Here is a 22,156-nt window from a genome sequence, read left to right on the forward strand (position 1 = left end):
GATCGTGGGCTTGAACCTGAACCTAGCGCTGATCAGCGCAATCCCAACCGCGGCGGACGATGTCCGGTTGGATTGGCCGCTGCGGCCGGCCCCGGCGGTCGTCCGGGGATTCGACGCGCCGTCGCCCGACTGGAAGCCCGGGCACCGCGGGGTGGACCTGGCCGGACGTCCCGGTCAACCGGTGTATGCCGCGGGCCGCGCGACCGTGGTGTTCGCCGGGCTGCTGGCCGGACGCCCGGTGGTGTCGCTGGCTCACCCCGGCGGCTTGCACACCAGCTACGAGCCCGTCCGGGCGGCGGTCCGGACAGGCCAGCAGGTGACGACGCAGACGCGAATCGGCGAGCTGATGGCCGGGCACGGCGGCTGCCAGGTCGCGGCGTGTCTGCACTGGGGCGCGATGTGGGGTCCGGCGTCGGGCGCCGACTATGTCGATCCGCTCGGTCTGCTGAAGTCCACCGTGGTCCGGCTCAAGCCGCTCGACGGCTAGGCGGGCCATGACGCTAGGCGCGCGGATGGGCCTGATCGTGCACGGCCCGCAGTCGCGATACCGCGACATGGGTGTACAGCTGGGTGGTCGCCAGGCTGGAATGGCCCAGCAGCTCCTGGACGACCCGCAGGTCGGCCCCGCCTTCGAGCAGATGCGTGGCGGCGCTGTGCCGCAGCCCATGCGGCCCCATATCAGGCGCGCCGTCCACCGCGGCGATCGTCTGGTGCACGACGGTGCGGGCCTGGCGGACATCGAGCCGACGGCCCCGCGCGCCCAGCAGCAGCGCCGGCCCGGAATCCGCGGTGGCCAGCGTCGGACGCCCGTCGGCCAGCCAGGCTTGCAGCGCGTCGGCGGCCGGCACCCCGAACGGCGCGGTGCGTTGCTTGTTGCCCTTACCGAGCACCCGCACCGTCCGATAGCGGGTGTCGACGTCATCTATGTCCAGCCCGCACAGCTCGCTCACCCGAATCCCGGTGGCGTACAACATCTCGACGATCAGCCGGTCGCGCAGGGCAAGCGGGTCTCCTTGCTCGGCACCGGATTTTGCGGCGGCCATGGCGTCGCGCGCCTGATCCTGACGCAGCACCGCCGGCAGCGTGCGGTGCGCCTTGGGCACCTGCAGCCGCGCACCGGGGTCGACGGTCAGCAGACCGCGTCGGAGCGCCCACGCGGTGAATGTCTTGACCGCCGAGGTGCGCCGCGCCAGCGTCGTGCGCGCGGCCCCGGCCACCGCCCCGCTGGACAGCCAGGTCCGCAGCAGCGGCAGGCTCAGATCCTTCAGCGCGGCTCCGCGCTCGTCGAGGAAGGCGAACAACGAGCGCACGTCGCCCAGATACGCGCGACGAGTATGCGCGGAACGCAGGCATTGCAGTTCCAGATACTCGTCGAACTCCTCGAGAATCGCCTGCACTCCCCCACCGTCGCAGGCGCGGCCCGCCGCTCGTTAGCCGACGCGCCGAAGCGTGTCCGGGGTGAGATCTTTGAGCGCGGGATAGCCGTCAACGGCCATGATCAGGTCCGCTTCGGCCAGCAGCGAGCGCAGCACGTGCACGATGCCCTCGACGCCGCCGAGCGCCAGCCCGTAGGCGTACGGCCGGCCGACCCCGACGGCCGTGGCGCCCAGCGCCAGCGCCTTGACGATGTCGGCGCCGCTGCGGATCCCGGAGTCGAACAGCACGGGCAGGCCGTCAGCCGCCTCGACCACGCCCGGCAGGCAGTCCAGCGCGGGCAGGCCGCCGTTGGCTTGGCGCCCCCCGTGGGTGGAGCAGTAGATGCCGTCGACGCCACCGTCCTTGGCGCGCCGGGCGTCGTCGGGGTGACAGATGCCCTTGATGATCATCGGCAGCTTGGTCAGCGATCGCAGCCAGGGCAGGTCGTCCCAGGTCAGTGGGTTTCCGAAGGTCGTGATCCATTGCAGCACGGTGCCCTGCGGGTCCTCTTCGGGCGGGCGCGCCAGGCCGGCGCGAAACACCGGATCGCTGGTGTAGTTACTCAGGCAGAGCCCCCGCAGCTGCGGAAAGTTGGCCGTGGACAGGTCGCGCGGGCGCCACCCGGGAATCCACGTGTCCAGGGTGATGATGATGCCCTTGAAGCCGGCGGCTTCGGCCCGCTGCACCAGGCTGGCGGCCAGGTCGCGATCCTTCGGCGTATACAGCTGGAAGAAGCCGGGGGTGTCACCGAACTGCGCGGCGACCTGTTCCAGCGGGTCGGCGGTCAGCGTGGAGACGACCATCGGGACACCGGTGGCCGCGGCCGCGCGCGCGGTGGCCAGGTCGCCGTGGCCGTCTTGCGCACAGATGCCGATCACGCCGATCGGCGCCATGAACACCGGTGACGGCAGGGTCAAACCGAACATCTCCACCGACAGGTCGCGCTCGGCGGCGCCGACGAACATGCGCGGAATCAGGCCCCAGTGGTCGAAAGCCTCCCGGTTGGCCCGCTGGGTGCGTTCGTCGCCGGCGCCCCCGGTGACGTAGGACCACACCGACGGCGGCATCGCCTGCTCGGCGCGGGCCTCCAGCTCCGCGAAGGCCATCGGCAGCTTGGGCGCGATGCCGGACAGGCCCTGGAAGTAGATCTCGTTCTGGTAGTCCGCGAAACGGGGTGAGAATGCCATGGAAACGAGAATGCCAGCCGGCTCTCAGGCTGACGAGCTTGCCGACTCCGCTTCGGCGAGTTCCTTCTTCCACTGCCGGAAGGTCTCTTCGGTGCGGCCGCGTCGCCAGTAGCCGGAGATCGACGACGCCCACTTGGCGTCCACCCCACGCTGTTTGCGGATGAAGGGCCGCAAATTGTGCATGACCGCTTGGGCCTCGCCGTGGATGAAGACGTGCACCTGTCCGGGCAGCCACAGCGTGGTGGTGACCGCCTCGATCAGCGGCGCGAAATCGCCGGCGCGATCATCGCCCACCAGATCGGCACGGCCCCCGCGGTAAATCCAGTTGACCTGCACACCTTCCGGCGCGACCAACTCGATCTGGTCGTCGGGGCCGGCCACTTCGATGAACGCCTTACCAATCGCATTGGAGGGCAACGCTTCCAGCGCGGTGGCGATGGCCGGCAGCGCCGACTCGTCACCGGCCAGCAAATGCCAATCGGCCGCGGGGTCGGGCGTGTAGGCACCGCCGGGACCCATCAAATAGATCACCTGACCGGGTTGAGCCTTGGCCGCCCAGACACCCGCCACGCCGTGCTCGCCGTGCACCACGATGTCTAGCGAGATCTGGCAGGCCGCGGCGTCGACCTTGCGCACGGTGATGGTCCGGACCGAGGGCCGTTTCTCCGGGGGCAAGACCGCGAAGCTGTCCTGGGTCAGCGGCTGGGGCAACCCGGCCTGCCACGTCGATGTCGTCGGCGACGAACACCAACTTGACGTAGGAGTCGGTGAAGTTGCTCGGCACAAAGGTGTCGAACTGACTGCTCCCCAACGTCACCCGCTTCATGTGCGGCGTGATTTGTTGGGTACCGACGACTTCGAAACGTTGAAGTGGTCGACCTGCCACGTGCCCTCCTGTTCCGCCCCGGCCCCAGCCGACTATACGAGTCGGGTCGTCGCCGCAGGTCGGCCGCCACCGCGGTGCGCAAATGCACCGTAATGGCCGCCGATACCGTGACAATGGGGGCATGAGCGAGGCCGAGGGTCTGGACATTCCGCCGTTGGCGCCGTCGCGGACGCTGTCCGGCGGCGTGAAGCCGTTGCTGGTGCTGGCGAAGATTCGCGGCATCATGGATGCCTTCACATTGTCCGAGCCCGAGCTGACGCTCGGCGAGATTCGGGCTCGAACGGGTTATCCGACGTCGACGGTGCAGCGGCTGGTGGCCAATCTGGTGGCCGAGGAATTTCTCGACCGGGTGGGCGATCGCTTCCGGATCGGGGCTCGCATCGCGTACTGGGCGGCGCCGGTCACAAGCAGCATGGGCTTGCTGGACGCGGTGTCACCGGCACTGGAATCGTTGCGCGACGCCAGCGGTGAGACGGCGTGCTTCTTCCGGCGCGAGGGACATTTCCGGGTGTGCGTCGCCATCGCCGAGAGCCGCCACGGAATCCGCCGCGAGATGCACGTCGGCAAGATCATTCCGCTCTACGTCGGCTCGGCGGGCCGGGTCCTGATGGCCTGGGACGACAAGGCATTGGAAGAGGTGCTGGCGTCCGAGTTGGTCCGGTTCACCGATGCGACGGTCGTCGATCCAGAGTTGTTGCGCACCAAGGTCGAGCAGACGCGGCGGATGGGCTTCGCGATCACCAGCGGTGAACGCGACGAGGGTGCCACCGGCGTGGCGGCCCCGGTGTTCGATTCGCATGCTCGGGTATTGGGTGCGCTGATGATCAGCGGGCCCAGCTTCCGGTTCTCCGCCGAGCTCGCGGAACTGTGGGCCGACAACGTTGTTGGTGCCGCCGACCAGGTGACGCGCACGCTCGGTGGTCGACTGCCGTATTGAGCTAGCCCGCGAACGGCGGGCGTGCCATCACGGTGGGCTTCAGACCGTATCTGGGGGTCCGGAGTCCTCCGCCGTCTCCCCCACCGGCGGGTGGCAGGCCACCGATCACGTTTCCTCCTCCGAAGCCCGCATCCGGCGCCTCCCGGATATTGCTGATCGCAGCAAGCGGCGCCGCGGCGTGCTCCGCTCCCACCACGCTGCCGTTCGACCAGAGCGGCGGAACCGACAAGCGCCCGACCGTGCCCGCGGTGCCAAGCCCCGCGGAAACCACACTGCCACCACCGATTAACGCTGGGGTCGAAGCGGGTATGGCGGCGGGCACGGCAGCCGCAGCCGCTCCCCCAAGCGCGCCAGAGGACTTTGCGATCGTCATAAAGGTGTTGGCGATGCCGGCGGAGAAGAAGGGCAGGCCCTCCGTGTTGTAGAACGTGGTGGAAAACGGCGCGTAGAAGGTGAAGAGATCACCCAGCCATCCCAGCGGGCCCGAGGTCAGCGCGTCCTTCACCGGATCATCAGCCGGTGCGGCAGCCTGCATACCGGTGGACAGCTTTTCCAACGCCGACGTGATCTTGCTCATCCTGCTGTGCAACGCGTTTTGCGCGGTCCCCGCCGACGTGCCCGTGGCCTTGGTGACCGCGGACTCCTGGTTTCCGGTACCGGCCGGGTTGGTCATCTGGGGTGCCGAGGTAAACGGTTTGACCGCCGAGGTGTTCGCGGATCGGCCCGCATAGTTGTACATGGTCGCGGAGTCGATGGACCACATGACCTCGTACTGGGCTTCCAAAGCCGCTATCTGCGCGGTGTTTTGGCCCAGTACGTTGGTGGCCATCTGCTGCGCCAGGTGGACACGATTGGCGGCGATCACCGGCGGCGGCACGATCGTGGCATGCGCCGTTTCGAAGGCCGACGCGGCGGACATGGCTTGACTGGCCGCATGCTCAGCCGCAGCGGCAGTGGTTCTCATCCATTCCACGTAAGGGGTGACGGCCTCGGCCATCGATGCCGAAGCCTGCCCCAACCACTCCTCGCTCGACAACGTGTTCACCACCCTGTCGTAGGCTACGGCAGCCGAATTCAGCTCAGCGGCAAGAGTATTCCACTCAGAAGCCGCCCCCGTCATCGACGCCGAGCCCGCACCCGCGTACATCAGCTCCGAATTGATCTCCGGTGGTAACGCCCCAAAGTCAAGCATCACGAACCCCTTAACCAGCTGCGATCACGTTGGCGGCCTCGGTAGCCGCGTACGATTCCGAGCTGAAATCCAATGCGTTGACAAACATCTCGTGAATCGCCATCGCCTGCGTACTGACCTGCTGATACAGCTGTCCGTGGGCGGCGAACTGCGCCGCGGTCAGTATCGACACGCGGTCTGCGGCAGCGGGAATCACCCCCGTGGTCGGCGGCGCAGCCGCCGCATTCCGAGCCGCCAGCGCGGAGCCGATAGCCCGCAATGCACCAGCCGCTGCCGCCAACGCTTCCGGTTGCGCAGTAACAAAGGACATGTGATCTCCTTACTCAATAATCTTTCGGCTCGACGAGCCTCGTTTCGAATTCTGTTGCCCACCATGGCGTTATCCGGCCGATGGTGGGCGGGTGGTAAAGCGGGGGAGAAATCCGTATTCGCGGGGCGGCAAGCCGCCGCGGTCACGTCTGCCGCGAGCCGACGCCATTTGGCGAAGTAGTGCCTCTGGTCCGTTCGACGGCCCGCTGACACCCTCGAGGCGGATCGCCGCGGCGATGGACTCTTCTTCTGCCGCCTTGGGCGCTGTCGCGGACCAGCTCGCTGGAACCGATAACGAGCCGACCTTGATTGACGAAGCCAGGTTCGCCGAGATCAGCCCACCCCCGAGGTTGACCGGTGCCGCGAGGGCGGGCGTAGCGGCCAAGCCGGCTGCGGTCGCGCCGGCGAGATGCTCGGGCCACAGCGCGCCTATCTGCGAGAAGATCAGGGAACCCACATAGATCATCGGCCAGTAGATGACGTCCAGAGGACCGAACAGCAGTCCTTTTATCTGGCTGGACAAGGTATTGACGATGTCGTTGATCGACGTCTGCGTCGCCGGCGGTGCGTCAGTCCCCGCCGCTACGGCCGCGGCCTCACCGACCGCGGCTTGCTGTTGGGCCAGCCCGGCTTGGTCGGTGGTCTGGGTCGGCTCGGTGAAGGGGATGAGCTGCGAAGCACTCTCCGCCAAGCCGGCATAGCCGTTCATGGCGACGGCGTCCTGCGCCCACATCTCGGCATAGCTCGCCTCGGTCGCCACGATCGCCGCGCTGTTCTTACCGAAAAAGTTTGTCGCGACAAGCAGCATCAATCGCGCGCGGTTTTCGGCGATCACCGGCGGAGGGACCGTCATCGCAAAGGCCGCCTCGAACGCCGACGCGACGGCCCGTGCCTGGGCGCTCGTCTGTTCCGCCAGCCCGGCCGCAGCGCTCAGCCACGAGATATAACGAGTAGCCGCGGCCAGCATGGATCTCGCTGCCGGGCCGAACCACGACGAAGAGGTCAACTCGGTCGTCATCGATGAGTAGCCGGAAGCGCTCGAAGCCAGTTCGGCCGCCAGGTAGTCCCAGGCCGCGGCCGCGGCCATCATGGGTCCGGATCCCGCTCCGGCATACATTCGGGCCGAGTTGATTTCCGGCGGCAACGCGCAGTAGTCGAACACCGCTACTCCTGGGCACTCATACCGGGTTGATCTCCTCGAGGCTGCGTCGCGATGTGCGCGGCCCCAGCGCGAGGACGGCGGCGATGACGACGGCCAGCGCCGTTGCCACCACGGTGAACATGGCCCCCGCACCGTAGTGCTCGAGAATCGGAATCAACACGAAAGGCGCAGCGCCACTGGATAATCGGGACAAAGAGTAAGTCCACCCGACGGCCGTGGCGCGCACGGTGGTCGGGAAAATTTCCGCCTGATAGACGTGATACACGTTGGAGAAGACGTTGCTCGTCGCGGTGGTCAAGAAGCCGAACGCGACGATCAGGGCAACCGAGGACTGCGTCGCGAACAAAAGGCCGAACACCGCGACTGCCACGATCGAGCCCACGAGCAGGAACTTGCGTTCGAATCTCGCCAGCAGCGGGATCGCCATCAGGGAGCCGATGGGATACCCCACAAACGACCACGCGCTGAACAACATTGAGGGCGTGAGGTCGTAGCCCCGGCTGACCAGCACCAGCGCGGCCAGGGTGCCAAAGCCGTAGTAGCCGTAGGTCTGAAACATGTGGAACACCGTCAGCATCGCCACCCGGCGGTTGTAGGGGGCACGGCGCAGTTGCGCCAACGCCGATTGTGCCGGTCTCCCGACGCCGGCACGGGAGGCGCCGGGAGGATTATTTGATTGCGCCGCAAGCAGATTCGATCCGGCAGCAAAGATGTTCAATGCCCGCTGCGCCTCCTCGAGTCTTCCCACCGACGCCAGCCAGCGCGGCGACTCGGGCAACCAGCGGTTGAGGACGAACACGATCACGGCGCCGCCGCCACCCAGGGCCAGCAGCCAGCGCCAACCCGCGATGCCCAGCGGCGAGTGCCGGGTCAACCACCACGCCAAAAACGCGGCGAAGGGCACAGCCAGAAATGAACAGGTGTAGGCATACGACGCCATCCGGCCCCGGTTTTCTTTGGGCAGGACGTCGGCCAAGTAGGAGTCGGCCACCGGATACACCGCGCCGATCCCGACACCGGCCAGGAATCGTGCGAGCACCAAGAACGCCGGATTCGGCGCGAATGCACCCGCCAGGGAGAAGGCCGAAAACCAGCTGAGCCCGACCAAGAACGCTTTGCGGCGACCTATCCCGTCGGCGAGCCGACCGAAAACCGCCGCACCGATGAACATGCCGATGAAGGACGACGCCAGCACCAGCTTGAGCGCGGTACCCCGGACGCCGAAGTCGTGACTGAGCGTGGCGCTCAGGGTGCTGGACAAAAAGATCTCGTACATCTCGAAGAACAGGCCGAGCCCGACCGCGACGACGACCTTGCGGTGCACCGCCCCAACCGGCAGGCGATCCAATTGCGCGCCGACAGAGTCGATGGTCACTGCCGAGATCGGCGATGCGGTCATTCCCTGAGCCTCTCGTCGTCGAGAGCCCGCCGCTTTGGCGACAGCTCTTACAAAGTGGTTTGTTACTTGCATTGTGAGCCAAGCAACACTGTCCGACTGTAGCGGCTCCGATCACGGGATGGAAGCGGGTCTTGCCATATTGTGGGTAGCAATGCACGATGTGGGTTACAGGAGGAATCCAGTGAACAATGCCAACGGACCGCTCGACCGGGTACGCGTCCTCGAGCTGGGCAATTACATCGCCGCCTCCACTGCGGGGCGGCTACTGGCCGATTTCGGTGCCGAGGTCATCAAGATCGAGCGGCCGGAAACCGGTGACGAGCTGCGCACCTGGCGGCTGTACTCGGGCACCACCTCCATGCTGTTTCGCACTATCAACCGCAACAAGAAGTCGGTGGTGGTCGACCTCAGGAGCGAGCGGGGTCAGCAGATCGTGCGGGAATTGGCCCGCAGCTGTGACATCGTGCTGGAGAATTTCCGCCCGGGGACCCTGGAACGGTGGGGCATCGGCCCGGACGAGCTCGCCGCGGAGAACCCCGACCTGATCATCGTGCGGGTGTCGGCCTACGGGCAGACCGGACCGCGACGGCACCAGCCGGGTTTCGCCGCGGTGGCCGAAGCGATGGCAGGTCTGCGCGGGCTCACCGGCGAACCGGATCGTCCACCGGCACGCACGGGCGTGTCCATCGGCGACTCCATCGCGGGCATCTACGCCGCGTTCGGCGCGCTGGTCGCGTTGCATCAACGCCAGAAGGACCGTGTCGCGGGACGTCTCACGTCGGTGGCCGACCGCACCGTGGACGTCGCGCTGACCGAAGCGATCTTCTCGGTGATGGAATCGCTGGTCCCGGAGTACGACGCCTACCACGTCACACGTACCCGAAGCGGTGGGCGCATGGAGGGGATCGCCCCGTCGAATGCCTACCAGTGCGGCGATGGGCGCTGGGTGGTGATCGCCGGCAATGGCGACGGCATCTTCCGCCGGTTGATGAACCTGATCGGCCGTGCCGATCTCGCCGAGAGCCCGCGACTGGCCAACAACGCGCTGCGCTGGCAGGCCCGCGACCAACTCGACGAAGCGATCGGCGCGTGGACCGCCGCGCGGCCCGCGGACCAGGCACTGTGGGCGCTCGAGGGCGCCGGCGTGCCCGCCGGTCCGATCAACACCGCCGCCGACATCAAGGCCGACGCGCAATTCCTGGCGCGGGGCATGATCCAGCACCTGCCGGTGTCCACCGGCACGGAGTTCCTGCCAGACGTGGCGTTCCCGGGCATCGTGCCGCGGATCGGAGAGGGCGCGCGGGCGATCCGCACCCTCGGCCCGGATCTCGGGGAGCACACCGAAGAGATACTCGGCGCCGCCGCGGCGGGGCCGAGCCTGGACCCTTCCACTATCGAGGAGCTGACCGGATGACGACCACGGTGCGGTTGCGCGACGTCACGTTGCGTGACGGCTTACAGCTGACCGGCAAGCTGCTCGGCAGGGACACGAAAGTCGAGCTGGCGCGGGTGCTGCTGGACTCGGGCGTCGACGCCCTGGAGATCGGGGCGATGGCGCGGCCCGACAAGGTGCCGCCGATGGCCAATACCCTCGAGGTCATCGAGGCGCTGACTCCCGAAGAGCTGCAACGGTGTTGGGTGTGGACGGCCACGCCGCGCGGCATCACCCGGGCAATCGAGGCCGGCGCGCGCAACCTCGAATACTGCCTATCGGTCAGCGACCAGCACAACTACGAGAATGTCGGGCGCACCACCGAGCAGAGCATGGCCGCGCTGCCCGAGGCCGTCGACTTCGCCGCGGTCGCCGGCGCCCGGCTGCAGCTGTCCCTGGCCACCGCGTTCACCTGCCCGTACAGCGGAGCGGTCAATCCGCAACGCGTCGTCGACCTGGTGTGCGACGGCCGCGCGGCGGACATCTCGAGCGTGGTGCTGTGCGACACCCTCGGCCAGGCCACGCCCGAGCAGGTGCGACAACTGATCACGCGCGTTCACGAGGCGGCACCCCAGCACCAGATCGTCTTCCACGGGCACGACACCTGGGGCCTGGGGGTGGCCAACACCATCGCCGCCATCCAAGCGGGCGCCGCGATGGTCGACGGAGCACTCGGCGGGCTGGGCGGCTGTCCTTTCGCCCCGGGGGCAAGCGGCAACACGTCGACCGAGGATCTGCTGTTCGCGCTGCAACCCCCGTGGCTCACTCCCCCGGTGTTCGCCGGCATCGTGACCGCCGGTGGGCGACTCCTGGACGAACTCGGCGAGCCGAACCGCTCCCGCGCTGCCGAGGGCGCGCGGTCTTCCGTGGATGTGTTTCCCTGGGTCACGTAGCTCGCATCCGCACCTCCCCCGCTCGGTCGCGGGTGCGCACGATTCGCCAGCACCCACCGTCACGCTCGGCCAACCCGGCCACCTCGAGAATCGCCAGCGGTCCGAGCACCTGCTCGGGCATCAGCCCGGAGCCGACCGCGATCTCGTCGACCGTTGCAGCGCCGCGACCGGGTAACGCCTCGTACACCTGACGTTCGGCCTCGCCCAGCCCGTCCAACGCCGTCGCGGGCCGAGGTTCTTCGACGGCGAGTTCACCGATGCGGCCGACGAGTTCGACGATGTCGTCGGCCCGAGTGACCAGCTCGGCCCCGTTGCGCAACAGCACGTGACAACCCACCGACGCGGACCTTGTCACTCGTGCCCGAACCGGATATCCGACGTCAACCGTGCAGCGACTAGTGGCCAATCTGGGGGAAAATATTGTGGATCGGCACGGTTAGCGCCAAATCGGGCATCGCTGAGCATTGCAGGCACGTGTTCTGCGGTGGCAGGATCCAGGCGTCATGACCGTCTAGCATTCGTGATTGCGGCGGACCGCCACGACGTCGGGTGAATACATGTCGCTCACCGCGGATGGTCTTGCATGTTGCTCGTCACCCTGACGGCGGCGAATCCATCGGAAAGAGCTTGGTAATTCAGGAAAATCGTGCATTTTGAGGCATATCAGGGTAGCGAAAAACGTGGCGACTGTGGGCAATATGGCCGACCGCGCAATCCCGTGCGCATATCTCATGCGCTCTGCCGCGAGCACCAGATCACCACTGCTAAGCCCGGATTGACTCCCAAGCATGGCATCAAGGATGGACGCCATGCACGCACTGGCCAACACGGCAGAAAACAAGCCCGCCGCGGTGAGCAGTCCAGAACCCGTGCCGGCGAGATCTGGTGACAGATTTCGTAAGGTCACGGTCACGACAGATGTGCTGGCCAACGAAGTACCCATACCCATGACGGCGGTGAGTATGCAAATTACCCAAATCGGAGTTGTAGGCTCGAGCTCAGTTACCAATAGTGTCAGCACCGTCAGCATCACGCTAAATCCACTTACTGCGAGAATCCGTGGTTGTATCTTGGAAGTAAGTCGACCCACTATTGGAGCCGTCAGAACGACGGCAACGGCCAGCGGTAAAAATAATAGCGCGGCACCGACGGGCGACATATCCCGTACGTTCTGAGCGTAGAGCATCAGTGGCATACCCAACGACGTGACGACAAACGTGCCAATTGTATTAGCTGTAAGTCCCGCAGAGAAATTTCGGTCTTTGAAAATCCGCGTTGCGATCAGGGGTTCGGTAGCGTACTTCCACTGGTGAAGGATGAAGACAGCGGCGAAGAGCAGACCCAAGGCGAGAACTTCACTCACCGTGATGGGGGAGCCGGCGATGCGAGCCCAGTGATACCGCGGCCCGTTTTGGATTCCGAAGACTGCAAGCGCGATTGCGGCTCCACTGAAGACCGTTCCCAACATGTCGAGATTGTGAGACGAATTCGGTAGAACAGGAACGTAAGCGGCGGCTAGTGCGAATGCAATGACACCGATCGGCAGGTTGATCAGAAAGACCCACTGCCACCCCAGATGAGTGACGATAGCGCCCCCAACGATCGGACCGCAAAAAGCCGCTAATCCCCCGACCGTCGCCCACAATGCAATCGCGGGTCCGCGATTCTGTGCTGGAAAGATTCGCGTCACGACCGCCATAGGTTGCGGCGCCATCAACGCGGCACCAACGCCTTGAACAGCACGAGCCACGATGAGAGCCGTGAACGTGTGGGAGAAACCGCAGCCCACTGAAGCCAATATCAATATTAAAAGCCCTGCAAGATAGATGTTGCGCTGCCCGAAACGGGCGCCTAATTGTCCACCGGGGAGAATCAAGACAACATACGAGACTAGGTATCCACTCGAAACCCACCCGACCTGAGCAATACTTATGTGGAATTCTGTGAGCATAGTCGGTATTACGACCACCACTGCGCTCGAATCAAGCAGAATCATAAAGTAGCCGACGCTCATCACCCATAATGCCAGCCGACGACTTTTTGATTCCACAACCATGGGACAGGTCCCCCCCCCCACGGTGCAGTAGACGCCTTGCTCTGAATCCAGAGTTGACCGGATAGCCCCTAACGATCCGAGACATCAGAGCAGTCCGAGCTGTTGCAGGTTGGTGATGTATTGGATGATGATCGGCGCCGTGACGTGGGGGATGTCGTTGGTGGGGCCGATTTGGGCTTGTTGCACCGCTGCACGGAATCGGTCGGTCGATGGTGTGCGTTCACGGGGCGGCGGTGGGGCTTTGAGCTCATTGGAATCACGCTGCAACACCATCTCCAACAGTGAGTTCTGACGCTGTGGTTCCGTTAAAGCACGCAGGCCAGTCTCCAACCGCTGAAACCACTCCCCGAAGTCATCGACACGCTCGATCGGGTAGCCGGCTTCAATCACCCAGTCGACGTACTGATCGGGTCCGATGCCGTCGTCGTCGTGAGGGTTCATGACGTGATAGGTCTCGAACCCGTCGGTTACTTGGGCGCCCAGCGTTGTGATCGCCTCGGCAACGAACTCGACGGGTAGTCCGTTGAAGTGCGTGGGCTGCCGATTGCCCGCGTCGTCGAGTTGGAAGAACGAGGTCGGTGCCACCCCGGTGGCCACCACGCTGAGCACCGTCCGGGTGACCATGTCCGACATGTGGAGCTGGCCCGTATACGTGGTGTCGGCAAGGATCATCCCGGAACGAAATACCGCGACCGGGAGCCCGCATAGGTCGTTAGCTTCCCGTAGTAGCACCTCACCAGCCCATTTGCTGTTGCCATAGCCATTGGTCGGGCTGTTGTCGACGACCCGGGTCGGGCTGATACTGCGGATGTCCGCATCCTCGGTAAACGAGGCCGGCTCGATCTGGCGGCCCACATCGGCGGTCGACACGTACGTGAACGGCTTGAGCCTGGTGGTGAGTGCGAGTCGGATCAGCTCGGCAGTGCCCACGACGTTAGACGCAAACACTTCGCTGTAGGGCAGAAAGCCGTTGACATGGGCTGCTGAATCGACAATCAGATCGACAGTCTCGGCCAGCCGCTGCCAGGTTTGCTGGTCCACGCCCATGTTGGCTTGGCCCTTATCGCCGGCAAGGACCTCCAGATGATCGGCGGCCAGTTCCTGGAAATGACGCAGCAACTGCGCGTCACCGCTGTCGAAAGTCTTCTCCAAACGTTGGCGAGCATCCTCATCGGACTTCGCCCGCACCAGGCAGACCAGCTTGCCGCCGGCCCGCTCCATCCGTTCGAGCCATTCCAGTGCCAAGTAGCGTCCGAGGAATCCCGTAGCTCCGGTGAGCAGAACAGTCCGCGCCTCTGTGACCGGACCCGGCACCGTGGTGGCGCCGGCCAATGTCTCGGCATCGATGAATTTGTCCAGGGTCAGATCGCCGGCATGCACCTCGGTGGCGCCGCGGCCGTGTACGGCCGCATAGAGCTCCGACACTGCCTCCTGCGCGCTGGTGTAGTTCTGCACCTGCTCGTTCAAGCCGCTCACGGACGGCGCGTCGAAGACCGTGCGTACAGCCAGGTTGGTGCCGAAGGCGTTGTTGACTGCGGCGAGCACCCGCATCACCGACAACGAATCCCCACCCAGATCGAAGAAGGAGTCATCAACCCCGACCCGCTCCACACCCAACACTTGGGCGAAAATCCCGGCCAGGATCTCCTCAGCGGCGCTTTGCGGTGCCCGATACCGTTGCGCATCCCCATATTCAGGAGCCGGCAACGCCCGCACATCCAACTTGCCGTTGACCGTCAACGGCAACACATCCATAACGACCACAGCCGCGGGCACCATATACGACGGCAACCGCCGCCCCAGCTCCTCGCGCACCACCACCGAATCCACCATCCCGGCCACGGATTCGGTGACATAACCGACCAGCCGCTTGACCCCCGGCGTGTCCTCACGCGCGATCACGACCGCCTGATCCACACCTCTAAACCAGCAAGTGCTGCGCGTACTTCACCCAACTCAATGCGATACCCACGAATCTTGACCTGCTCATCAACACGCCCCACATACCGCAACTGACCATCCGGACCCCAGGACACCACATCCCCAGTCCGATACATCCGCGCACCCACACCCCCAAACGGGCACGCCACAAACCGCGAACCAGTCAACCCCGACCGACCCACATACCCCACACCCACACCACGACCAGCCACATACAACTCACCGGCCACACCCACCGGCACCGGACGCAACCACCCATCCAGCACCAAAAAACCAAGATGGCTCAACGGCACACCAATCGGGGAAGCACTGCTGTCGACATCGCCGAGCGTGACCTCACGAAACGACGCATGCACCGTCGTCTCGGTGGTCCCATACATGTTGATCAACCGCGGCAAACCCGCATGGTTGTCCAACCACGCCCCCAGCCGCGCCGGCTCCAACGCCTCACCAGCGAACACCACAGCCTCAAGCGTGAGTTGACTCGCCAACTCACGCTGCGACACATCAACACTTTGCAACGCATAAAACGCCGACGGGGTCTGACTCAACACCGTGACCTGCTCGGCCACCAACAACGCATGGAAATCCTGCGGCGAGGACACCACCTCATCAGGCACCACCACCAGCCGGCCCCCACGCAGCAGAGCACCCCAGATCTCCCACACCGAAAAGTCGAAGCTATTGGAGTGGAACTGCGTCCACACACCTTCACGTGGCAGTCTGGAATCCAGCGAGTCGATCAGGTCGGTGACGTTGTGATGCGCAATCCCAACACCTTTAGGCACACCGGTGGTGCCCGAGGTGTAAATGACATACGCAATATCGTCAGGAGCCGGACCCGCGGTCACCGCGGTCGCCGGCTGAGCCGCGATCGCCGGGTCATCAACATCAATGACCCACAGATCACGGCCAGCCAGACCCTCGAGGCGCTCAGCAAGGACCGCTGTGGTGATCACCGCGACCGGCGCGGCATCGGTGAGCACGAACTCGATGCGGGTATCAGGCACACTGGGATCGATCGGGACATAGGCCGCCCCCGACTTGAGCACCCCCACAATCGCCGTGATCGCCCGAGCACCACGCGGCATCACCAACGCCACACACTGCCCAGCCCCCACACCACGGCCAACCAACCACTGCGCCACCCGGTTTGAAGCCTCATCCAGTTGCCGATACGTCAACGACGCACCAGCGAAACTGACCGCCACCGCCTCTGGGACGCGGGTGACCTGCTGGGCGAACAACGCCGGCACCGACACCGGTACGGGACCCACCACCTCGAGCACGTCGCGGTTACTCCACCGATCCAACCGCGCCCGCTCACCAGCCTCGAGCACCTCGATCGACGACAACCGGACACCCGGCTCAGCGGTCATCGCCTCCAACACCCGCTGCAACCGCTCGATCAACGTTTCGATCGTGGCGGGGTCGAACACATCAGTGTCGAACTCGAGACGAAGCGCCAATTCATGGCCGGGAGCAACCTGAATCGACAAGGGATAATGGTTGTATTCACGGCTGCTAAACCCGGTGATCGCTAACCCGTCAGCACCCAGCGGGGCCTCGGTATCGACCGGGTAATTCTCAAACGCAAACAACGTGTCGAACAACCGGTCATGCCCGGCCACCCGGTGGATCTCGGTCAGCGAAAGATACTGATGATCCAATACTTTCACGTGCTCATCGGTGAGCTGCTCCAACAACTCGATACTCGTCGTCGCCGCGGTGATCGTGGCGCGTACCGGCACGGTGTTGATCAACAACCCGACCATCGATTCCACACCCACCAACTCGGCCTCACGCCCGGAGACCGCAATACCGAACACCACATCCTGGTGACCGGTCAACGACACCAACAACTGCGCCCAACCGGCCTGAAGCACCGTGTTGACCGTGGTGTGACAACGACGCGCCAACACACCGATCGCCTCAGTAAGCTCAGCGGTGAGTTCACACGATTCAATTCCGCGTTGCCCCAACACCATCGGCTCAGACGGACCCACCAACGTCGGAGTCTGCAACCCGGCCAACACTTCACCCCACGCAGCCCGAGCACGATCGAGGTCTTGCTCAGCCACCCACGTCACAAACCGGCGATACGGCGTCGCCACCGCCAACCGCTGCCCGTAATAACTAGCAAAGATCTCCTGCAACAAGATCGGCAACGACCAGCCATCCAACACGATGTGATGATTAGTCAACACAAACCGGTACTGATCTGGTGCCGTGCAGATCAACGCCACCCGAGAAGCCGGCTGATGCTCCAGATCACACACCGCGCCACGCTCAGCCGCACACACCTGCTCAATCTGCACCTCAACATCACCAGCATCAGCAGCGCAAGCCGTGAGGTCTACATACCGCCACCCCACCACAGGATCGGCCGAAATCACCTGCACCGGCTGATCGAACTGCTGGCTAAACCGCGCCACCAAATGCGGGTGACGACCCACCACCACAGCCACCGCATCACGCAACCGACCCACATCAAGAGCCCCCCGTAACGCAATATCGAGCTGCACCGCATACACATCACCGTGATCCCCCACCGCGCTGTGATCCGCCTGGGCGATATTGGCGTGAAAAAGCAGCCCCTGCTGCAACGGAGTCAACGGCAACACATCAGCCACCACACCCACTGACACCAACTCATCAATCTGCTGCTGACTCAACACCACCGGCGCAATATCAGACGGGGTCAACCCACCCCCGCCACCACGAACACACGCACACATCCCGGCCAACGCCTCAAACCACAACTCACTAAGCCGACCAACCGCCGCCTCATCGACCACCGAAGGCGCCCACATCCAGTTCGCACTCAGCGACGGGCCAGCAGCACCATCGATAGTGACCGCATTGAGTTCCACCGAGTGCGCCAACGGCATCGGTATCGCCCCAGTAACACCCACCGAGGACACACCCTGCTCACTGAAAAGCCATAACTCATCGGACAACTCGCCCGGGCCCGCACCCACACGCCCCAAATAGTTGAACCCGATGGTGGGTTCAGGCCCCGACAATTCCACCTCAGGGTTCAGATACCGCAACAACCCATACGTCACACCATCAGGCAACGCCCGTAATTGTTCTTTGACGTCTTTGATCACCGCACCCAACGCGGGATCCCCGGCCACCACCTGCGCCCACGACAACCCACCCAGCCTCAACGACACCGGATACTTCGTCGTGAACCACCCCACCGTGCGCGACAAATCAACATCACCAGCAAGCTCTTCGTGACGGCCGTGACCCTCAACATCAATACCCACCGGCACACCATCACCAGCACCAAGGAACTGCGCCCACGCCAACCCGTACGCAATCAACAACATGTCGTTGATCCCCGCATGAAACGCCGCCGGCACCTCACCCAACAACATCCGAGTCGTCTCAACATCCAACGACGCCGACAACCGCCCCGCCGTAGCAAACGTATCCACACCCGGCGTCACCGCCGCCAACACCGCCGGGTGTCCAACACCTGCTCCCACACCGGCAGCTGCGCAACAACCTCAGGCGCTAACGCATACTCGGCCAACACCGAGGACCACCGCTGAAACGACGACCCCGACGCCAACAACGCAATCGGCGCACCAGCCCGATGCTGAGCCCACCCAATATTGATGTCTTCCAACAAGATCCGCCACGACACCCCATCAACAGCCAAATGATGCACAATCAGCACCAACTGAGCCGTCGAGGCCACCCACAACGCGCTGAGCATCACCCCGGCAGCCGGATCCAACCGCGACCGCGCCCCTACCAACGCCTCATCACTGAGCACATCCACCGACGCCACACACCCCGCGGCATCCACCGACCCCGCCGGCGGCACCCACAACGACCAACCACCCACACCATCGTCATCCACACGCAACCGCAACATCGCATGCCGATCCAGCAGCGCCTGCACCACCACCACCACATCAGCCAGGCCCACCCCGGCTGGAGCCGACACCACCACCGTCTGGTTGAACTGCCCTACCGGGCCATCCACACCCTGCAACCAACGAATGATCGGAGTCGCCACCACCGACCCCACACCCTCATCAACAGCCACCTCACCGGCAACCCCACCACCCGAGCCAACCGCGCCACCGACTGCTCCACAAAAATGTCCCGCGGCCGACACACCAACCCCGCCGCACGAGCATGCCCCACCACCTGCATCGACAAGATGGAATCCCCACCCAGATCGAAGAAGGAGTCATCAACCCCGACCCGCTCCACACCCAACACTTGGGCGAAAATCCCGGCCAGGATCTCCTCAGCGGCGCTTTGCGGTGCCCGATACCGTTGCGCATCCCCATATTCAGGAGCCGGCAACGCCCGCACATCCAACTTGCCGTTGACCGTCAACGGCAACACATCCATAACGACCACAGCCGCGGGCACCATATACGACGGCAACCGCCGCCCCAGCTCCTCGCGCACCACCACCGAATCCACCATCCCGGCCACGGATTCGGTGACATAACCGACCAGCCGCTTGACCCCGGCGTGTCCTCACGCGCGATCACGACCGCCTGATCCACACCCTCTAAACCAGCAAGTGCTGCGCGTACTTCACCCAACTCAATGCGATACCCACGAATCTTGACCTGCTCATCAACACGCCCCACATACCGCAACTGACCATCCGGACCCCAGGACACCACATCCCCAGTCCGATACATCCGCGCACCCACACCCCAAACGGGCACGCCACAAACCGCGAACCAGTCAACCCCGACCGACCCACATACCCCACACCCACACCACGACCAGCCACATACAACTCACCGGCCACACCCACCGGCACCGGACGCAACCACCCATCCAGCACCAAAAAACCAAGATGGCTCAACGGCACACCAATCGGGAAGCACTGCTGTCGACATCGCCGAGCGTGACCTCACGAAACGACGCATGCACCGTCGTCTCGGTGGTCCCATACATGTTGATCAACCGCGGCAAACCCGCATGGTTGTCCAACCACGCCCCCAGCCGCGCCGGCTCCAACGCCTCACCAGCGAACACCACAGCCTCAAGCGTGAGTTGACTCGCCAACTCACGCTGCGACACATCAACACTTTGCAACGCATAAAACGCCGACGGGGTCTGACTCAACACCGTGACCTGCTCGGCCACCAACAACGCATGGAAATCCTGCGGCGAGGACACCACCTCATCAGGCACCACCACCAGCCGGCCCCCACGCAGCAGAGCACCCCAGATCTCCCACACCGAAAAGTCGAAGCTATTGGAGTGGAACTGCGTCCACACACCCTCACGAGGCAGTCTGGAATCCAGCGAGTCGATCAGGTCGGTGACGTTGTGATGCGCAATCCCAACACCTTTAGGCACACCGGTGGTGCCCGAGGTGTAAATGACATACGCAATATCGTCAGGAGCCGGACCCGCGGTCACCGCGGTCGCCGGCTGAGCCGCGATCGCCGGGTCATCAACATCAATGACCCACAGATCACGGCCAGCCAGACCCTCGAGGCGCTCAGCAAGGACCGCTGTGGTGATCACCGCGACCGGCGCGGCATCGGTGAGCACGAACTCGATGCGGGTATCAGGCACACTGGGATCGATCGGGACATAGGCCGCCCCCGACTTGAGCACCCCCACAATCGCCGTGATCGCCCGAGCACCACGCGGCATCACCAACGCCACACACTGCCCAGCCCCCACACCACGGCCAACCAACCACTGCGCCACCCGGTTTGAAGCCTCATCCAGTTGCCGATACGTCAACGACGCACCAGCGAAACTGACCGCCACCGCATCACCGACCCGGGCGACCTGCTGGGCGAACAACGCCGGCACCGACACCGGTACGGGACCCACCACCTCGAGCACGTCGCGGTTACTCCACCGATCCAACCGCGCCCGCTCACCAGCCTCGAGCACCTCGATCGACGACAACCGGACACCCGGCTCAGCGGTCACAAGGCCGTCAAAAGCTAGCTCCAAACGGGCCACGTGCATGGCGATCTCATCGTCGGTGTAGCGATCTGGATTCCACCAGAAGTCAATTCGCGGCACGCCGTCACTCAGGCGGGGATAGACGTTGACCGAAATGTCTTGTATCGGGAAGATGGTCAATACATGACTCGCCGCTTCCGAAGAACCGAAACGAAGCGGAGCATTGAAGTCCAGGATGTTGATAATCGGACCGAACTCCACGTTCATGCCAAGACGAGTAGCATCGGCAACCAGGTTCGGCCAACGACGGAACTGTTGATGCCGCAACGCACCAATCAGCGTTGTAGCGACCTGATCAGTCAATGCACCGATGGTGTCGCTTTCATCGACGCGGATGAGCAGCGGGACCATATTAGAGACCATGCCCGCAGATTTTTTCAGCGCCGCAGTTGTACGAGCAGAAACCGGCAACGACATCCAAATATTCTGGCGCCCTGTTGTTTTCGAAATGAACGCGGCAAGCGTGGCAACTACCCTCGCAGCGTAGAGCTGATTACCCTGGGTGTTCAGCAGTCGATGCTTACACACCAATTCGCGCACCATCGGATAACGTGGTGCCACCAACCTATTTACCCCTGCTAGGTCAGTGACGTCCATGGGCTCGCGCACCACGGACTTCCAGTACTCCGCGTCGATGGCACTACGCGAAGATTCCTGATACTTCCGGTCGGCGTCCCGGAGGAAAGCAAAATCGGAAAAGTCGACGTCAGCGGTGACATCGACAGCGGCGTCCTCGACCGATCCCGAGTAAACAGCTGCCAGATGCCGGACAAAGTTACTGGCGCCGTACCCGTCAGAGAGAGTATGGTGCGTACGTAGGTAGAAAAACGACATCCCATCGCTGATCCGCAACAGCGCGAACTCGGTGAGTCGGTCACGGAGCAGATCAAGGGGTTGGCGGCAGTCATTGTTCATCCATTGATGAGCAGCCGCTACGGGATCACACTCAGCACGCAGATCAATACACCGTACGGTTTCCGGAAATGAACGGTCCACCACAAAGATCGGTTCACCGTCCCGCAAGGCCAACCGCGCACAAGGCGTGCCGAACCGCGTCGCCGCAGCTCGGTAGGCAACCGAAAGCCTCTCGAGGTCGACAAAGTGATCGATCATCAAATAGCCGGCGAAGTTATAGGCGACTTCGGGCTGGAGTTGTTGGGCAGCCCACATCGACCACTGCGCAGCAGTTAAAGGTCCCAATACATCCGATTGCGCACCGAAATTGAGCATGAGAAAGCGACCCCCTAATCTAACCCGTCACGCCAGAATCTCAACGTCGATTTTCATTGAGATGGCTTATCGCACAACACGAGACACGCGCTAACAACCTTGGCAAAGCCCCACGCGGACCACGCCCTAAGACAAAC

At 63.9% G+C, this 22,156-nt stretch carries 10 protein-coding genes and 4 pseudogenes; 4 read left to right on the forward strand and 10 right to left on the reverse strand.

The window, feature by feature from the left end:
• Window positions 1–43: 43 nt before the first annotated feature.
• Window positions 44–478: pseudogene (locus G6N54_RS08490) on the forward strand (M23 family metallopeptidase); the annotation flags it as partial.
• Window positions 479–500: 22 nt separating this feature from the next.
• On the opposite strand, the gene G6N54_RS08495 reads toward G6N54_RS08490, so the two are convergent.
• The 3 genes and pseudogenes from G6N54_RS08495 to G6N54_RS08505 form a co-directional block, all read right to left on the reverse strand.
• Window positions 501–1,397, reverse strand: a complete 897-nt coding sequence (locus tag G6N54_RS08495; RefSeq protein WP_163789661.1) for a tyrosine recombinase XerC — start codon at window positions 1,395–1,397, stop codon at window positions 501–503.
• 33 nt (window positions 1,398–1,430) lie between these two features.
• The gene (locus G6N54_RS08500; protein WP_163789662.1) at window positions 1,431–2,603 is read right to left on the reverse strand and encodes a lactate 2-monooxygenase; all 1,173 of its coding nucleotides are present in this window, start codon (window positions 2,601–2,603) and stop codon (window positions 1,431–1,433) included.
• Window positions 2,604–2,627: 24 nt separating this feature from the next.
• Window positions 2,628–3,489, reverse strand: a pseudogene (locus G6N54_RS08505) (siderophore-interacting protein).
• A 121-nt stretch (window positions 3,490–3,610) separates the two neighbouring features.
• Here G6N54_RS08505 and G6N54_RS08510 point away from each other — a divergent pair.
• Entirely contained in the window at window positions 3,611–4,426 is an 816-nt protein-coding gene (locus G6N54_RS08510) for an IclR family transcriptional regulator (RefSeq protein WP_163789663.1), read from the forward strand.
• Between the two features lies 1 nt (window position 4,427).
• Here G6N54_RS08510 and G6N54_RS08515 read toward each other — a convergent pair whose 3' ends face one another.
• The 4 genes from G6N54_RS08515 to G6N54_RS08530 all read right to left on the reverse strand — a co-directional run bounded on the left by G6N54_RS08515 (window position 4,428) and on the right by G6N54_RS08530 (window position 8,488).
• The gene (locus G6N54_RS08515) at window positions 4,428–5,618 is read right to left on the reverse strand and encodes a PPE family protein (RefSeq protein WP_163789664.1); all 1,191 of its coding nucleotides are present in this window, start codon (window positions 5,616–5,618) and stop codon (window positions 4,428–4,430) included.
• A 10-nt stretch (window positions 5,619–5,628) separates the two neighbouring features.
• Window positions 5,629–5,928, reverse strand: coding sequence for a PE family protein (locus G6N54_RS08520; protein ID WP_163789665.1), 300 nt, complete (start codon window positions 5,926–5,928; stop codon window positions 5,629–5,631).
• A gap of 69 nt (window positions 5,929–5,997) precedes the next feature.
• Window positions 5,998–7,089: a PPE family protein gene (locus tag G6N54_RS08525; RefSeq protein ID WP_163789666.1), complete on the reverse strand. Its 1,092-nt coding sequence runs from the start codon at window positions 7,087–7,089 to the stop codon at window positions 5,998–6,000.
• A 16-nt stretch (window positions 7,090–7,105) separates the two neighbouring features.
• Window positions 7,106–8,488 (reverse strand): MFS transporter, encoded by a 1,383-nt coding sequence (locus tag G6N54_RS08530; protein WP_197939580.1) that lies wholly within the window; start codon window positions 8,486–8,488, stop codon window positions 7,106–7,108.
• 151 nt (window positions 8,489–8,639) lie between these two features.
• Here G6N54_RS08530 and G6N54_RS08535 point away from each other — a divergent pair, with 151 nt between their 5' ends.
• Together G6N54_RS08535 and G6N54_RS08540 are read left to right on the forward strand one after the other, a co-directional pair.
• Window positions 8,640–9,902 carry a CaiB/BaiF CoA transferase family protein gene (locus tag G6N54_RS08535; RefSeq protein ID WP_163789667.1) on the forward strand — a complete coding sequence of 421 codons (1,263 nt, stop codon included), beginning with the start codon at window positions 8,640–8,642 and terminating at the stop codon, window positions 9,900–9,902.
• Window positions 9,899–10,813 (forward strand): beta/alpha barrel domain-containing protein, encoded by a 915-nt coding sequence (locus G6N54_RS08540; RefSeq protein ID WP_163789668.1) that lies wholly within the window; start codon window positions 9,899–9,901, stop codon window positions 10,811–10,813. The genes G6N54_RS08535 and G6N54_RS08540 overlap by 4 nt, the downstream gene beginning before the upstream one ends.
• Here G6N54_RS08540 and G6N54_RS08545 read toward each other — a convergent pair.
• The 3 genes and pseudogenes from G6N54_RS08545 to G6N54_RS08555 form a co-directional block, all read right to left on the reverse strand.
• Window positions 10,806–11,168, reverse strand: a pseudogene (locus tag G6N54_RS08545) (DprA-like winged helix domain-containing protein); the annotation flags it as partial. The gene G6N54_RS08540 and the pseudogene G6N54_RS08545 overlap by 8 nt on opposite strands.
• Before the next feature lie 156 nt (window positions 11,169–11,324).
• Entirely contained in the window at window positions 11,325–12,869 is a 1,545-nt protein-coding gene (locus G6N54_RS08550; RefSeq protein WP_163789670.1) for a DHA2 family efflux MFS transporter permease subunit, read from the reverse strand.
• Window positions 12,870–12,953: 84 nt separating this feature from the next.
• Window positions 12,954–22,019 (reverse strand): annotated as a pseudogene (locus tag G6N54_RS08555) (amino acid adenylation domain-containing protein).
• Between the last annotated feature and the right edge of the window lie 137 nt (window positions 22,020–22,156).

Source organism: Mycobacterium stomatepiae (assembly GCF_010731715.1).
GTDB lineage: Bacteria > Actinomycetota > Actinomycetes > Mycobacteriales > Mycobacteriaceae > Mycobacterium > Mycobacterium stomatepiae.

Coding starts and splice junctions, on each gene's coding strand:
- G6N54_RS08515 (WP_163789664.1), bottom strand. CDS start 5,618: ATGCTTGACTTTGGGGCGTTACCACCGGAGATCAATTCGGAGCTGATG.
- G6N54_RS08510 (WP_163789663.1), top strand. CDS start 3,611: ATGAGCGAGGCCGAGGGTCTGGACATTCCGCCGTTGGCGCCGTCGCGG.
- G6N54_RS08535 (WP_163789667.1), top strand. CDS start 8,640: ATGCACGATGTGGGTTACAGGAGGAATCCAGTGAACAATGCCAACGGA.
- G6N54_RS08550 (WP_163789670.1), bottom strand. CDS start 12,869: ATGGTTGTGGAATCAAAAAGTCGTCGGCTGGCATTATGGGTGATGAGC.
- G6N54_RS08520 (WP_163789665.1), bottom strand. CDS start 5,928: ATGTCCTTTGTTACTGCGCAACCGGAAGCGTTGGCGGCAGCGGCTGGT.
- G6N54_RS08540 (WP_163789668.1), top strand. CDS start 9,899: ATGACGACCACGGTGCGGTTGCGCGACGTCACGTTGCGTGACGGCTTA.
- G6N54_RS08500 (WP_163789662.1), bottom strand. CDS start 2,603: ATGGCATTCTCACCCCGTTTCGCGGACTACCAGAACGAGATCTACTTC.
- G6N54_RS08530 (WP_197939580.1), bottom strand. CDS start 8,488: ATGACCGCATCGCCGATCTCGGCAGTGACCATCGACTCTGTCGGCGCG.